This is a genomic window from Nonomuraea sp. NPDC004702, from assembly GCF_053601695.1.
The window spans coordinates 1-15,315 of the sequence record NZ_JBSGCE010000035.1 but is presented as its reverse complement, the minus strand read 5'-3'; the positions used below and the strand labels follow the sequence as shown (position 1 = coordinate 15,315).

General features: G+C 71.8%; 9 protein-coding genes and 1 pseudogene. 5 read left to right on the top strand and 5 right to left on the bottom strand.

Features of this window, described 5'->3' with window-relative positions; translation table 11 throughout:
• Nucleotides 1–42 precede the first annotated feature (42 nt).
• Together ACWEJ6_RS34100 and ACWEJ6_RS34095 are read left to right on the top strand one after the other, a co-directional pair.
• Nucleotides 43–2,196, top strand: coding sequence for a serine/threonine protein kinase (locus tag ACWEJ6_RS34100; RefSeq protein WP_452429122.1), 2,154 nt, complete (start codon nucleotides 43–45; stop codon nucleotides 2,194–2,196).
• On the top strand, nucleotides 2,193–3,422 hold the full coding sequence (locus ACWEJ6_RS34095; protein ID WP_452429120.1) for an FG-GAP-like repeat-containing protein: 1,230 nt from the start codon (nucleotides 2,193–2,195) through the stop codon (nucleotides 3,420–3,422). The genes ACWEJ6_RS34100 and ACWEJ6_RS34095 overlap by 4 nt, the downstream gene beginning before the upstream one ends.
• A gap of 98 nt (nucleotides 3,423–3,520) precedes the next feature.
• On the opposite strand, the gene ACWEJ6_RS34090 is transcribed toward ACWEJ6_RS34095, so the two are convergent.
• On the bottom strand, nucleotides 3,521–4,366 hold the full coding sequence (locus tag ACWEJ6_RS34090; RefSeq protein ID WP_387676880.1) for a resuscitation-promoting factor: 846 nt from the start codon (nucleotides 4,364–4,366) through the stop codon (nucleotides 3,521–3,523).
• Nucleotides 4,367–4,524: 158 nt separating this feature from the next.
• Nucleotides 4,525–5,379, bottom strand: coding sequence for a TatD family hydrolase (locus ACWEJ6_RS34085; protein WP_452429118.1), 855 nt, complete (start codon nucleotides 5,377–5,379; stop codon nucleotides 4,525–4,527).
• 18 nt (nucleotides 5,380–5,397) lie between these two features.
• On the opposite strand from ACWEJ6_RS34085, the gene ACWEJ6_RS34080 reads away from it, so the two are divergent.
• Together ACWEJ6_RS34080 and ACWEJ6_RS34075 are read left to right on the top strand one after the other, a co-directional pair.
• On the top strand, nucleotides 5,398–8,598 hold the full coding sequence (locus ACWEJ6_RS34080; protein ID WP_452429116.1) for an ATP-binding protein: 3,201 nt from the start codon (nucleotides 5,398–5,400) through the stop codon (nucleotides 8,596–8,598).
• An 85-nt stretch (nucleotides 8,599–8,683) separates the two neighbouring features.
• A complete protein-coding gene (locus tag ACWEJ6_RS34075) occupies nucleotides 8,684–9,913 on the top strand; it encodes an FAD-dependent monooxygenase (protein ID WP_452429114.1) in 1,230 nt (409 codons plus the stop codon).
• On the opposite strand, the gene metG is transcribed toward ACWEJ6_RS34075, so the two are convergent.
• Complete coding sequence (gene metG, locus ACWEJ6_RS34070) at nucleotides 9,858–11,639, bottom strand: methionine--tRNA ligase (protein WP_397161445.1); 1,782 nt, start codon at nucleotides 11,637–11,639, stop codon at nucleotides 9,858–9,860. The genes ACWEJ6_RS34075 and metG overlap by 56 nt on opposite strands.
• 119 nt (nucleotides 11,640–11,758) lie before the next feature.
• Complete coding sequence (locus ACWEJ6_RS34065; RefSeq protein ID WP_387676865.1) at nucleotides 11,759–12,979, bottom strand: glycosyltransferase; 1,221 nt, start codon at nucleotides 12,977–12,979, stop codon at nucleotides 11,759–11,761.
• Nucleotides 12,980–13,139: 160 nt separating this feature from the next.
• On the opposite strand from ACWEJ6_RS34065, the gene ACWEJ6_RS34060 reads away from it, so the two are divergent.
• Nucleotides 13,140–14,627, top strand: a complete 1,488-nt coding sequence (locus tag ACWEJ6_RS34060) for a hypothetical protein (protein WP_452429111.1) — start codon at nucleotides 13,140–13,142, stop codon at nucleotides 14,625–14,627.
• Here ACWEJ6_RS34060 and ACWEJ6_RS34055 read toward each other — a convergent pair.
• Nucleotides 14,563–15,315, bottom strand: a pseudogene (locus tag ACWEJ6_RS34055) (phospholipid carrier-dependent glycosyltransferase); the annotation flags it as partial. The gene ACWEJ6_RS34060 and the pseudogene ACWEJ6_RS34055 sit on opposite strands and share 65 nt — an antisense overlap.

The window sequence follows — 15,315 nt, the reverse complement described above, 5'->3', positions numbered from 1 at the left end:
AACCTGCGATGGCGGATGGGGGAGACCTAAGGAGAGGATGGCGTGGAACAGGAAGGGACGTCCCTGATGGAGCCAACGGGCGCCGCGCCGCTCCGTCCGACCGATCTGCGGGAGATCGGGCCCTACCGCCTGCTCGGACGACTCGGCGAAGGCGGCATGGGGACCGTCTTCCTCGCCAGGGCCCCGACGGGGCGATTCGTCGCGCTCAAGGTGGTGAAGGCGGAGTTCGCCAACCAGGAGGGGTTCGCCGCCCGCTTCCACGCCGAGGTGGACAACGCGCGCCGGGTGGCGTCGTTCTGCACGGCTCAGGTGCTCGACAACGGCAACACCGGGGACGGACGTCCTTACATGGTGACCGAGTACATCGCGGGCACTCCCCTTTCCGACCAGATCGCGACTTTCGGGGCACTCGACCCGGGGCCGCTGCACGGCGTGGCGCTGGGGGTCGCCGCGGCGCTGGCGGCGATCCACGTGGCCGGGCTGGTGCACCGGGATCTGAAGCCGGCGAACGTCATCCTGTCGCTGTCCGGGCCGCGGGTGATCGACTTCGGGATCGCCAGGGCGCTGGACCGGGACACCGGGTTCACGCTCTCCGGGGAACTGCTGGGCAGCCCCGGGTGGTGGGCTCCCGAGCAGGTGCGGGGTGAGCTGGTGTCCCCGGCGGCGGACATCTTCGCCTGGGGGTGCCTGGTGGCGTACTCGGGCAACGGGCGGCATCCGTTCGGGCGGGGCGATCCCATCACGATGGCGACCCGCGTGCTGAACACGCCGCCCGAGCTCGGCGCGCTTCCCGCGCCGCTCAACGAGCTGGTACGCCGTGCCACCGCCATGGATCCCGCCCATCGGCCCACGGCCCAGGAGCTTCTGATCGCCTTGGTGGGCGGGAGCACTCCGGCTCTCTCCGACAATCCGCCTACGTTGGTCGCCACGGAGATGCTGACCGACTGGGAGCCGCCGCAGAACGTCGTGGACGAGCCCGACGTCACGGCCACGTTCACCACCCCGCCGCCGAGCGACGCGACGGGCGCGCGTACCCCCGGCCCCAGTACCGCCCCGCGGCCGGAAGCGGGGGCGGGGCGGCCCAAGGTGCCTGGGGCGTTCGGGGCCGATGCCGGGCCCGATGTTCGGAACGCTTCCGGAGGGGCCGCCGACTTAGCGGGCGGGCAGGCGGGGGCGCGGCAGGCGTCCCCGGACGAGCTGGCGCGGCGCGAGGAGCAGGCCGCCCGCGACGAGCTGGCCCGCTGGGAGGCCGAGGCGCAGGCCCGCCGCCAGGAGCAGGAGCGCCAGCTTGAGCAGGCCCGCCAACTGGCACGCAGGCAGTCCGCCTCGGGCGGGCAACCGGCACGTCCCCGGCCGACCACCGAGTCGCGGCCTCCCTACGAGTCGCGGCCCCCCACCGAGTCCCGGCCAACCACCGAGTCACGGCCCCCCATCGAGTCCCGCCCGACCATCGAGTCACGGCCGACCACCGACACCCGGCCCGCCACCGAGTCCCAACCCTTCACCGGCCCCCGATCCACCGCCGAGCGTCGATCCACCGCCGACCATCGATCCAGCGCCGAGCGTCGATCCGCCGCTGAGCATCGATCCGGCCTCGGGCCCCGGAGCGGCGAGGGCACGGACCCGGGCGTCCTGACGTATGCCCCCGACGAACCGGACACCCTGGGCGGCACCCGTACGAAGGGCACCCGCTGGTTGATCGCCGCCGCGGCCGCCGTCCTGGCGATCGTGGTCACCGTCACCGTCCTGATCGTGAACTCCGGCCGCACCCCCTCCTCCGTCGCCACCTCCAACAGTCCCTCCAGGGCCGTGACGAACCCGCGTCCGGGCGACGTGGGCCGCAGGTTCGCGCTGGGCGGGAACTTCGACGACCCAGTCGTGGTCGTGCCGGAGGCGCCGGAGTGCGGGTTGAAGGAGTTCGAGGGGCAAACCACCACGAAGGGGCAGCTCTGCGTGGTCCACTGGACCGTGATCAATCCAGGCGGTGAACGCCGCCGACTCGTCCGGCCGGTCGTCACCATGGTCGACGACAAGGGCGGCGAGCACGACCCCGCCCCGGTCACCCTGCCCCCGGCCCTCCAGCCGGGCGGGCGGGTGGACGGCGCCTTCGTGTTCGACCTGGCGCCTTATCGCAAACCCGTGAAGCTGTCCGCGACCATGCTGGAGAACGGCCGACAGATCGAGGTCGCCCTGTGAGCCCCGTCCGAACGCTTTCCGCCGGCGCTTTCCGGGCGGTGACGATGGCCGTCCTGCTCGCCGCCGGCGGCGTCCTGTCACCCGCGCCCGCCGCCGCGTCGGCGGTGGCCTGCGCCGGAGCCGCCGACTTCGACGGTGACGGCGCGGACGACGTGGCCGTGGGCGACCCGTTCGGCGACGGGCAGAAGGGGTCGGTCCACCTGCTGTCGGGCGCCAAGGTGACCCCCGTCGCCGTGCCGGGGCCGGTCAAGGGGGACGGGCTGGGCTGGTCCGTACGGCTGGCCGACGTCAACGGCGACTCCTGCGCCGACCTGCTGATCGGCGCCCCCTTCGCGGACGTGGACGGCGAGCAGGACGCGGGCAGCGTCTACGTCGTCTACGGAGGCAAGGCCGGGCCCCCGCAACGCCTGACCGCCCCGCAGCCGCAGCGGTTCGCGCATTTCGGCTGGTCCCTGGCGGCCAGGGGCGACCTGGCGGTGATCGGCGCGCCCTACGAGGACGACGGCCAGATCGAGGACGCCGGCGCCGTCTACGTGCGCCAGGGCTCGGGCGCGCTGCGCCGGATCAGCCAGGAGACCGTGGACGTGCGCGGCAACAGCGAAGTCGGCGACCAGTTCGGCTGGTCGCTGGCGATCGGGCCGCGCAACGGCCTGGTCGTGGGCGTCCCGTACGAGAACGACGACGGCGCGGGGCGGCAGGTCCAGGCCGGCAAGATCGACTCGGGGTCGGTGGTCTTCATCGACGACGTGCTGGCTCCCCGGATCGTGAGCCTCAAGCTCGACTCCCCCACCAAGGCCTCCGGCGACCGGTACGGCTACGCGGTCGCCTACGCCGAGGGCAACGGTTACGCCGTCAGTGCGCCCGGCCCCGGCTACGTGCAGCTCCTCGACCCGAGCAGGAAGCAGACGAGGATGCTGAAGCAGGGCGGCAAGCAGGCGTTCGGCTTCTCGATGGCCGCCTCCTCGGACGGCAGGCTGGCCGTCGGCGCGCCCTACGGCGGCGGCGTCCAGGTGTTCTCGTGGAAGAACCCGGCCGACGACCGGAAGCTCGCGACGGCCGAGGGGCTGTTCGGCTGGTCGGTGGCCTTCAGCGGGAACAAGCTCTTCGTGGGCCAGCCGGACGGGCCGCCGTACGGGAAGGTCGCGGTGGCGCCGCGCAACGCCGACGACGTGCAGTCGGTGCAACCCCCCAAGGGCACCGACTTCGGCACCTCACTGGCCGGGTGACCGAGCCGGGGCCCGGAAAGGGCCCCGGACAGGGGGCCGGACAGGGGCCGGACAGGGGGCCGGACAGGGGGCCGGACAGGGCCCCGGACAGGGTGGCGTCAGGTGAACAGGCGGTCGCCGCAGTTGGGCCACTGGGTCTGCCACCGGCCGCCGACCCGCTGGTAGAGCAGCTGCGCCCGGTAGGTCTGCTCCTCCTCGGGCCAGGCGCTCGGCAGGCCGACGCCGCCGACCGCCTGCCACATGGGCAGGCTGAACTGGTACATCCCGTAGTACGGCCCGTCGGGGTTGTACGCCCGGGGGTCGCCGCGCGCCACGCAGGCGGCCAGCGCCTGCCAGTCGAGCCGGGTCACCTCCCACGGGATCTGTACGGCTCGCGGCGGCATGACCGTGATGACCGTCCCGTCCTCGGGGAAGCTGTCGAGCGGCGGGCGCACCATGGACCCGCGCCGGACGACGACGCGCTCCTGCCTGAGCACCTGCCGGACGGTACGCGCCGTGGTGCGCGCGGCGAGCCGGGTGGCGCCCGCGACCACGTAGACCCTGCGCTCGGTGTACGCCGTGAGCGACATTCCCGACAGCGGCACCGGACGGCCGGGCGGCGCGGACAGGCTGCCGGCCGCCGCCTCGACGTCGAGCTCGGCCAGGGCGTCCCGGACGTTGGTGGCGGTGACCAGGTGGGTCGTGGTGTGGCCGTCGAGGGTCAGCGTGATCAGGCGGGCGTGGCGCACCTCGATGGTGGAGCCGTCGGCGATGCTCTCGCTCAGGGCGGGACGCACGACGTCGCCCTGCCCCACGGACACGCCCGCCTCGCCGAGCGCGTCGGCCACCCGCGCGGCGAAGCCGCGGATCGCCACCGGCGTGCCGTCGACGACCACGACGACGTCCTTGACCAGGTACGAGGCCGCGACCAGCAGGCCGGCGGCCAGCGTACCCAGGACGCACACCACCGGCGTCCACGGAGAACGCCAGGGGATCCGCGGACGCGGCGCACGCCTCCTGCCTCGCACGAACCACCTCCGGAAACGGCCAGGGACCGCCCGAACGCTAGCGGCGGCGGCGCGCCCGCCTCCACCGCTTCACGAAAAGCCGAACGGAAAGATGGTCACCACTCGCCGAAGACCGTGACTCCGTTGGTGCTGATCGCCGCGCACAACTCGTCCGGATGGACGCCCTTGACCTCGGCGAGGCAGCGCAGGGTGAGCGGGATGAGGTAGGGGGCGTTGGGCTTGCCCCGGTACGGGACCGGCGGCAGGTAGGGGGCGTCGGTCTCGACGAGCAGGAGCTCCATGGGGGCCACGGCGGCGGCCTCGCGCAGGTAGCCGGCGTTCTTGTAGGTGACGGGCCCGGAGAAGGACATGAAATATCCGGCTTCCGCGCACTTTTTCGCCATTTCGGCGTCCCCTGAGTAGCTGTGGAACACCACCTTGTCCGGCGCGCCCTGCTCGGCCAGCACCTTTAGGACGTCGTAGTGCGCGTCCCGGTCGTGGATGACCAGCGCCTTGCCGGTGCGCTTGGCGATCTCGATGTGCGCGCGGAAGCTCGCGTGCTGGTCGTCCTTGCTCGCCCAGTCGCGGAAGTAGTCGAGGCCGGTCTCCCCCACCGCGCGGACGTCGGCCTGCCCGGCCAGCGACTCGATCTCGGCCAGCACCTCGGGGGTCGCCTCGTGGGCCTCGTTGGGGTGGATGGCGACCCCGGCGTACACGCCTTCCTGCTCGGCCGCCACCTCGGCGTTCCAGCGCGAGGAGGGCAGGTCGTACCCGATGGTGACCAGCCTGGTCACGCCGACCTCGCGGGCGTCCCGCAGGATGGACCGCACGGTGGCCGCCGCCGCCTGGGCGGCCTGGGCCACCGGGTCGCCCGAGGACGCCTGCCTGTTGCCGACCATGATGTCCAGGTGGCAGTGGCTGTCGAACACCGGTGCGGAAAGCGGCTCGGGCGCGGCGGGAATCTTGCTCACGCATCTAAAGTAGCCTCCATGCGCTTCGGCATTCTCGGCAGCACCCGAGCATGGGACGCGGCCGGCGTCGACGTACCTCTGGGTGGTCCGGCCAGGCGCGCGCTGCTGGCGTTGCTGCTCGTCCGTCCGGGCGAGATCGTCAGCCAGGACCGCCTGATCGACCTCCTGTACGGCGACCGCTCGCCGAAGAACGCCCAGCACGCCCTGCACTCCCAGGTCTCCCGCCTGCGGGGCGACGGGATCCCGGTCGAGCTGACGCCCGCCGGCTACCGGCTGCCGGCGGCCCCCGGCGACATCGACGCCGGCCGTTTCCTGCACCTCGCCGACGCCGGCCGCGCCACCCTCCTCGGCCACCACCCCGCCGAAACCGACAGGGCGAACGCCGCCAGAGCCGACACCGACAGGGCGGACGAAGGCCGGGCCGACGCCGCCCTGGCCGGGACGTTGTTGCGGGAGGCGCTGGCCCTCTGGCGCGGGCCCGCCTTCGCCGACCTCGACCCCGTGCACGGCGCGCCGCTGGAGGAGCGCCGCCTGGCCGCGCTGGAGGACCGCATCGAGGCAGACCTGCGCTGCGGCGGCCACCAGGGCGTCATCCCCGAGCTGGGCGAGCTGGTCCAGCGCCACCCCCTGCGCGAACGGCTGCGCGGCCAGCTCATGCGGGCGCTGCGCGCCGACGGCCGGCCGGCCGAGGCGCTGGTGCTCTACGAGGAGACCCGGCGGCTGCTGGCCGAGGAGCTCGGCGCCGACCCCTCCCCCGAGCTCGCCGCCCTGCACCGATCTCTCCTGCGCGGCGCGACCGACTCGCCCCCGACCCCGCCCCCGGCGCCCCGGGCCGGGACGGGCCCAGCGGCGGTGCCGCTGCCCGGCAGGCTCACCAGCTTCGTCGGCCGCGACGGCGACCTGGCCGAGGTCCGGGCGCTGCTGGCCGCCGCCCGTCTCGTCACGCTGCTCGGCCCCGGCGGCGCGGGCAAGAGCCGGCTGGCGGTCGAGCTGGCCAGAGACCACCGCGACGCCGTCCTGGTCGAGCTGGCCCCGCTCGGCCCGGGGGCCGATCTCGCGCGAGCGGTCCTCGCGGCGCTGGGCGTACGCGACGGCGCGCTGCTGGGGGCCGCGGCGCTGGGCGCGTCCGGTGAGCCTGATCCTTTGGCCCGCCTGGTCGCGGTGCTCGCCGATCGGCCGGTCCTGCTGGTCCTGGACAACTGCGAGCACGTCGTCGGCGAGGCCGCGGCGCTGGCCGAGCGGCTGCTGTCGGCGTGCCCGGCGTTGCGCGTGCTGGCCACGAGCCGCGAGCCGCTCGCGATCACCCCCGAGCACCTGTGGCCGGTACGCCCCCTCACCCCCTCCGACGCCCGCACGCTCTTCACCGACCGGGCCAAGGCCGTACGTCCTGGTTTCACCCCTGGTGAGCCGGTCGAACGCATCTGCGCCGCGCTCGACGGCCTCCCGCTGGCCATCGAGCTGGCAGCCGCCCGCATGCGTACGCACGAGGCCGGCGAGCTGGCCGAACGCCTGGCCGGTCAGGGCCGGTTCAGCCTGCGCGGCAGCCGGACGGCCGACGCCCGGCACCAGACGTTGCGCGCGGTCGTCGCCTGGAGCTGGGAGCTGCTCACCGAGCCCGAACAGGCCATGGCCATGCGCCTGACCGTCTTCTCCGGCGGGGCCACCGCGGCCGCCGCCGCGGCCGTCTGCGGCCTGCCCGAGCACCTGCTCGACTCGCTGGCCGACAAGTCGCTCCTGGAGGTGTCGGGCGGCCGCTACCGCATGCTGGAGACGATCCGGGCGTTCTGCGCCGACCGGCTCGGCGCGGAGGCCGCGACCTTCCGGCGGGCGCACGCCGCGTACTTCCTCGCCCTGGCCGAGGAGGGCGATCCCCGGCTGCGGGGCGCGGAGCAGTTGCCGTGGCTGGCCCGGTTCGCGGCCGACCACGACAACCTCCAGGCGGCGCTGCGCTGGACGGTGGAACAGGGCGAGGTGGCGCTCGGGATGCGGCTGCTGGCCGCGCAGACGTTCTCGCTGTGGATGCGCGGCATGCGCACGGTTCCCGCCAAGGCGGCGGCGGCCCTGCTGGAGGCCGCCGGTCCACGGCCCGATCCCGCGCTGGGGGACGCGTACCTGCTGACCCTGCTCACCGCGGCGAGCGGGCGGCGCGAGCTGTGGGAGCGCCACAAGGACGGCGCCGAGACGATGATCGCGGCGGACGGCCTGCGGAACCCGGTCGTCACCTGCCTGTGGCCGATGGTCACCTCGGCGTCGGTCGACCCCGCCGTCACGATCGCGCTGATCCGGCGCGGCGAGCGCGGCCCCGACGCGTGGGAGACGGCCGCCACCCGGCTGATCTGGGCCTACCCGCGGATGGCGGCCGGCGAGTTCGCCGCCGCCGAGGCGGACCTCAAGGCGGCCCTCCAGGGTTTCCACGGCCTCGGCGAGCGCTGGGGCTCGGCGATGACGCTCGACGCGCTGGCCTGGCTGGCCAGCACGTGCGGCGACGAGGCCACGGCGCTGGCCCGCACCGAGGAGGCCATCACGCTGGCCGAGGAGCTCGGCGCGGAGGAGGACCTGGCCGATCACTACTGCAACCGGGGCGACTACCGCATCCGGCACGACCTGGCCGGCGCGCGGGCCGACTACGAGCGCGCGGCGGAGCTGGCCGGGCGCACGGGCGGCGCGATCCTGCCGGCGGCCCTGCGCGGCCTGGGCGACGTGGCGGTACGCGAGGGCGACCTGGTCCGGGCCCGGGAGCTCTACGAGGATGCGTTGCGCCGGTCCGACCCGGTCTGGGTGAAGACGTCCGGGAACATGGCCAGGCTGCTCGTCGGGCTCGGACGGCTGGCCGCGGCCGAGGGCGACACGGCCGGGGCGCGGGCCTCCTACCTGCGGGCGATGGAGAGCACGGTCACCTCGGGCGCGTTGTCGGAGAGCGTCAGGGCGATCGAGGCGCTGGCGGTGCTGGCCTTCGACGACGACCCGGCGGCGGCGGCCACGCTGCTCGGCGCCGCCGTCGCGATCCGCGGCATCGACGTGCCCGAGGACGAGCACGTCGCCGGGCTGTCGCGGCGGCTGCGCGAGGCGCTGGGCGAGCAGGGGTACGCGGGGGCGCGGCGGGCGGGCGCGCGGCTCTCCCACCGGGAGGCGCTGATGCTGGCCGGCGTCCCGGCGGAGGTCATCGACGCCTCCCCCCTGCACTCCCTCGACGACTTCCCGCTCCACGACCCGGCCTGAGACGCGGGATACCCCGAGCAAGGGCACAGAGGGCGGTGAGCGTGGGGTGAGGGGGCGGTGAGCGGGCCCCGGCAGGCTCTCGGGCATGGACATCCTGATCTCCGGCGCGAGCGTCGCCGGTCCCGCCCTGGCCCTCCACCTCATCCGCTCCGGCCACCGCGTCACCGTCGTCGAACGCGCCCCCGCCCTGCGTGAGGGCGGCTACTCCGTCGACTTCCGCGGCGAGGCGCACATGACCGCGCTGCGCGCCCTCGGCATCCTCGCCGACGTCGAGCGCCTCCAGACCCACATGGGCGACATGTCGTACGTCAACGAGTCCGGCAAGAAGCTCGCCTCCGTGCCCGGCGACCTGTTCTCCGGCGACGTCGAGATCCTCCGCGGCGACCTGGCCCGCATCCTCTACGACGCCACCAAGGACCGCGCCGAGTACGTCTTCGGCGACTCCATCACCTCCCTCGCCCAGGACGCGGACGGGGTGACGGTGACGTTCGAGCGGGGCGCGACGCGCAGGTTCGACCTCGTGGTGGGCGCGGACGGCCTGCACTCCAACGTGCGCTCGCTGGCCTTCGACGCGCCGGAGGCCGCCGTCACCAGCCACCTCGGGCTCTACTGCGCGGTGTTCACCCTCGACAACTACCTGGGCCTCGACCACACGGGCCTGCTCCACAGCACGCCCGGCAAGACGGTCGGCCTCTACAGCGCCAGGAACAACACCGAGGCCAAGGCCATGTTCTACTTCGGCTCACCGCCGCTGGAGCACGACCGCCGGGACGTCGCCCGGCAGAAGGAGCTGCTGGCCGAGGCGTACCGGGGGGTCGGCTGGGAGACGCCCAAGCTGCTGCGCAGGATGTGGGACGCCGACGACTTCTACTTCGACTCCACCAGCCAGGTGCACCTGGACTCGTGGTCGCGCGGCCGGGTGGCGCTGATCGGCGACGCCGCCTGCTGCCCGTCGCCGCTGTCGGGCATGGGCACGGGCCTCGCGCTGGTCGGCGCGCACGTGCTGGCGGGCGAGCTGGCCGCGGCCGGCGGCGACCACCGGACCGCGTTCGCCCGCTACGAGCAGGAGGTGCGCGCCTACGCCACCGGCTGCCAGAAGTCGGCCGTGGGCGTCAGCAAGTTCATGGTGCCGGAGAACCGGCTGATGGCCTGGTTCATGAACCAGAACTACAAGATCATGCCGTATCTGCCGTGGAAGGGCGTGATAGCGAAGTCGGTCAGGAAGACCGCCTCCGCCATCACGCTCAAGGACTACGGCCTCAGTCGGCCAGCCGGCCCAGCTCCTCTTCGACGACCTTCTGGTCGAGCTTCTTGAACAGCGGCACGGGCGGCGCGAGCGGGGTGCCGGGCTTGATCGGCCGGTGCTCCCAGCGCGCGGCGCCGTCGTACTCGCCGGTGATGACGGGGTAGGGGGCGCCGCCGTCTTCGTCGACCTCGCGGATCTCCGGCATGCCGGACCAGACGCCCTGGCCGCCGAGCATCGAGAAGACCTTGTTGGACGAGCCCGGCAGGAACGGCGTGAGCATCGTCTTGGCGTCGTCGACGACCTGGAGGGCCACGTGGAGGATCGACTTCTGCCGCTCGATGTCGTCCTTGAGCTTCCAGGGCTCCTGCTCGGCCAGGTATTTGTTGGCCTCGCGGACGACGTCGAACGCCTCGGTGATCGCGTTCTTGAACCGCGACCTGCCCAGCTCGGCGCCCACCGGGGCGAACGCGTTGCGCGAGCGCTCCAGCATGGCCCGGTCGGCGTCGGTCAGGTCGCCGGCCTCGGGCACGACGCCGAAGTTCTTGGACGCCATCGAGATCGACCGGTTGACCAGGTTGCCCCAGGCGGCGACGAGCTCGCCGTTGTTGCGGTTGACGAACTCCTGCCAGGTGAAGTCGGTGTCCTGGTTCTCGGGGCCGGCCACCGCGATGTAGTAGCGCAGGGCGTCGGCGTCGTAACGCGCCAGGAAGTCGCGCACGTAAATTACTACTTGCCTGGAGGAGGAGAACTTCTTGCCCTCCATCGTCAGAAACTCGCTGGAGACCACCTCGGACGGCACGTCGAGCGCGCCGAGCTCACCGGCCGAGCCACCGCGCGCGCCGATGCCGCTGTAGCCGAACAACATCGCCGGCCAGATCTCGGCGTGGAAGACGATGTTGTCCTTGCCCATGAAGTAGTAGCCGCGGGCGTCGGGGTTCTGCCACCACTGACGCCAGGCGTCGGGGTCGCCGGAGCGCCTGGCCCACTCGATGGAGGCCGACAGGTAGCCGATGACCGCGTCGAACCACACGTAGAGGCGCTTGTTGGGCTGGTCGCGCCACCCCTCCAGCGGGATCGGCACACCCCAGTCGAGGTCGCGGCTGATCGCGCGGGGCTGGAGGTCGCCGAGCAGGTTGAGGGCGAACTTCAGCACGTTGGGCCGCCACTCGCCCTGCTTGGACTGCAGGTAGGAGCCCAGGACCTCGGCGAAGGCGGGCAGGTCGAGCATGAAGTGCTCGGTCTCGACGAAGACGGGGGTCTCGCCGTTGATGCGGCTCTTGGGGTTGATGAGCTGGATCGGGTCGAGCTGGTTGCCGCAGTTGTCGCACTGGTCGCCGCGCGCGCCGTCGTAGCCGCAGATGGGGCAGGTGCCCTCGATGTAGCGGTCGGGGAGGGTACGGCCGGTCGAGGGCGAGATCGCGCCCATCGTGGTCTTGGGGAAGATGTAGCCGTTGTCGTAGAGGCCCTTGAAGATCTGCTGCGTGACGGCGTAGTGGTTCTTCGTCGTGGTCCGGGTGAACAGGTCGTAGGAGAGCCCGAGACCGGTCAGGTCTTCGGCGATCACCCTGTTGTACCTGTCGGCCAGCTCGCGGGCGCTGACGCCCTCCTTGTCGGCCTGCACCTGGATCGGAGTGCCGTGCTCGTCGGTGCCGGACACCATCAGCACCTTGTTGCCCGCCATCCGCTGGTAGCGGCTGAAGACGTCGGACGGCACGCCGAAACCCGAGACGTGCCCGATGTGGCGGGGGCCGTTAGCGTACGGCCACGCGACGGCGGTCAAGATGTGCTGGGACATGACCTAAGCCTACGGGGCCCGGCCCCGCTCCTCGTCCAAACCCCCAACCCCCGCGCGGAAAGACGGAAGCCGGCGCCGGCACGTGGCCGGCGCCGGCTCCCACCGGGACGCGGAGGACCCTAGCGCTTGGACTTCTCCAGGGAGACCGCCTCAGCGGCCTCCTCGGCCGCCTTGGCGGCCACGTCGATCGAGCTCTCCTTGGTACGGCGGATGCCGAGGATGCTGATGAACAGCGAGGCGAAGATCGTCTGGAAGCTCATGACGAGCGCCGTGGCGGCCGGGACGACCATGCGCAGCGACTCGCGCGGGTCGAGCGCGCCGAAGCTGCGCACCTGCCAGTGGACCAGCGACATCACCAGGCCGACCAGACCGGCCAGCGCCAGCAGGCCGCCGACCACGAGGCCCTTCTCCAGCGTCACGATGTCGATGATCTTCCGGATCCGCCGCGACTCGGGCAGGAAGCCCTCCTCGGCCGCGTAGACCTTCGTGAACACCGCGAACAGCGCCGCCTGGAAGCCGATCACGACCAGCGCCGACGACCCGACCAGGGTGTCGACGTCGAAGGCCAGCTCGCCGATCTCCACCGGCCCGAACGTCAGCGCCGTGCCCGCGATCAGGCCGAGGACCATCAGGAACACGCCGGGGTAGAAGAACAGCCACTTGGGGCTGTAGAGCAGCAGGAAGCGCAGGTGGCGCCAGCCGTCGCGCCAGGAGCGCAGGTGCGGCGGGCGCGAACGGCCGTCGGGCGAGAGCGTGGTGGGCACCTCGCGCACGTCGAGGCCGGACAGCGTGGAGCGGACGACCATCTCGGAGGCGAACTCCATGCCCCCGGTCTGGAGGTGGAGGCGCAGGATGGAGTCGCGCCGGAAGCCACGCAGGCCGCAGTGGAAGTCGCCGATGGCCGACGGGAAGAACAGCCGGCCGATGAACGACAGCACCGGGTTGCCCAGGTAGCGGTGGAGCGGGGGCATGGCCCCGGGGGCGATGCCGCCCTTGAACCGGTTGCCCATCACGAGGTCGGCGCCGTCGCGGAGCTGCTCGACGAACGGGAGCAACGAGGTGAAGTCGTAGGAGTCGTCGGCGTCGCCCATGATCACGTACTTGCCGCGGGCGGCGCGGATGCCGCCCATGAGGGCGTTGCCGTAGCCCTTCTCGTCGACGTGGACGACACGGGCACCGGCATCACGCGCGAGCTGCTGCGAGCCGTCCGTGCTGCCGTTGTCGGCGATCAGGACTTCCCCTTCGATTCCGTGCTCCTCCATGCACGCCAATGCCTTGCGCACACAGACTTCCACGGTCTCCGCCTCGTTGAGGCAGGGCATGACCACCGTCAGTTCCACGTCTCAACCCTTCAGTAATAAGGCTCTTCCAGTGAACCATCATGCCCTGTGCCCGGCGTGCTCGGGTCAAGACCTAAAAACGACTGGCATTCTTTACAGCATGGTGAGCGTCGCGGAGATTACCCCTGTGGACCACTCCGCTCCTGGCCGGGCAGCTCGCGTGCTGTCCCTCGTGCGCCGTCATCGCGTGTTCGCCGTGGCCTTCGGCGTCGGCGCCGTGCTGCGGCTGATCACCATGCTCGGTTACGGCCCGGCGATGTGGTTCAACGACTCCTACGAGTACGTCAACGTGGCGCTGCACCCCAGGCCCCACCCGATCAGGCCCGACGGCTACAGCTTCTGGCTGATGCTGCTCAAGCCGTTCCACAGCTTCACGCTCGCCATCTTCACGCAACACCTGATGGGCCTGGCCGCGGCCGCGCTCATCTACGCCCTGCTGCGCTGCAAGTTCGCGCTGCCCAAGTGGGCGGCCACGCTCGCGGCGGCGCCGGTGCTGTTCGACGCCTACCAGATCCAGCTTGAGCAGATGGTCATGTCCGACACCCTGTTCACGCTGCTGGTCGTGGGCGTGGTGACGCTGGTGCTGTGGAAGCGGCGGCTGTCGTGGCGGGCCGGGATCGTGGTCGGGCTGCTGCTCGCGCTGACCTGGCTGACCCGGTCGATCGGCATGCCGATCCTCGGGCTCGTGGTGCTCTACCTGATCGTCCAGCGCACCGGCTGGCGGCCCATCGTGGCGGTCATCGCGGCGTGCGCGGTTCCCGTTCTTAGCTATATGGGTTGGTTTTCGACAAATTACGGCAAATTCGCGATGACCAACAGCGACGGGCTCATCCTCTACATGCGTACCGCGATCTTCGCCGACTGCAACGAGATGAAGATCGACAAGTACAAGGAGGTGCAGCTTCTCCTGTTGTGCATCAACGACCCGGTCAACCAGCGCAAAGACTACGCACAGTGGTATCTGTGGGGCCAGGGCAACGGCGACGGCACGGGCACCGGCGAGGTCCTCCACCGGTGGGGCATCAACAAGAAGTTCAGCGGCATCACCAACGACGCGGCCAGCGCGTTCGCGACGCGGGCGATCCTGTCCCAGCCGGGCGACTACCTGAAGGTGGTCGCGCGCGACTTCTTCCGCTCCTTCCACTGGGGACGGCCGCGCTTCCCGGACGAGTCGACGTACAACATGTACCAGTTCAAGCCCTATTACGAGGTGGACGACACCGGGCGGCCCAAGCGCCTGCCGAAGTGGTCCTCCTACGGGGGCGGCCACACCGACACCGACGCGTTCAGCTACGAGCAGGGCCCCCCCGAGACCAGGATCGTCCACCCGTGGGCGGACATCATGAGCGGCTACCAGAAGATCTTCTTCCTGCGCGGCATCATGCTCGGCGGCATCATGCTGATCGGCCTGTACGGCATCGTCGTCCGCTGGCGCAGGTTCGGCGGCCCGGTGGCGCTGCCCTGGCTGGGGGCGTTCGGGCTGTTGCTGGCCCCGGCGGCGACGGCCGAGTTCGACTACCGCTACGTGCTGCCGGCCGTCCCGCTGGCCTGCATCGCGGCGGCCATCACGCTGCGCAAGGGCGTCACTTGGGGGCGGCGGTCACCCAAGAGCGCATCAGCATCCGAGCCCACCACTGTGTCTGCGTGAGCGTCTCGGCCGTGAGCACCGGCTGCAGCCACCAGAAGTTGATCAGCACGATCATCGCGAACGCGCCCACGAACGCCGCCCCGACGGCCCTGCGCGTGGGCGGCGCGTCGGCCCGGCCGAGCACGAGCCCGGCCATCAGCACGACCGCCAGCACCATGAACGGCACCACCGGCAGCATGTAGAACAGGTACATCGTGCGGTCGTCGGCCAGGGCGTAGTAGAACCAGGGCAGCCAGCCCATCGCGTACGCCAGCAGCACCGCCCCGGCCCGCCAGTCGCGGCTCCTGCCGTACAGGACGGCCGTGCCCGCCAGCGCGAGCAGCGCGCCGAACCACAGGGCGGGGGTGCCGGTCCCGTGGATCGCCTGCGCGCACGCGGAGGCCCCGCACGCCGACGGCGGCACGTCGGCGGGGTAGTAGAACGACACCGGGCGGACGAGCAGCGGCCACGTCCAGGGGTCGGACATGTACTGGTGGTACTCGTGCACCCCGCTGTGGAAGGTGAAGACCTGCCACTGGTACTGGATCCATGAGCGCATGGAGTCGAACAGGAAGAAGAAGGGGCCGGAGGAGGTGGCCTGGTCCCAGTTGCGGCCGTAGCCGTTGGCGGAGGCGAACCAGCCGGTCCAGGTGGCCATGTAGGCCACGAAGGGGATGACGGTGAAGGACAGCAGGGCGTGGGGGAGGTC

Bases quoted from the DNA above. Each gene is read 5' to 3' on its own strand.
- ACWEJ6_RS34075 (WP_452429114.1), top strand. From the start codon at position 8,684: ATGGACATCCTGATCTCCGGCGCGAGCGTCGCCGGTCCCGCCCTGGCC.
- metG (WP_397161445.1), bottom strand. From the start codon at position 11,639: ATGTCCCAGCACATCTTGACCGCCGTCGCGTGGCCGTACGCTAACGGC.
- ACWEJ6_RS34080 (WP_452429116.1), top strand. From the start codon at position 5,398: ATGCGCTTCGGCATTCTCGGCAGCACCCGAGCATGGGACGCGGCCGGC.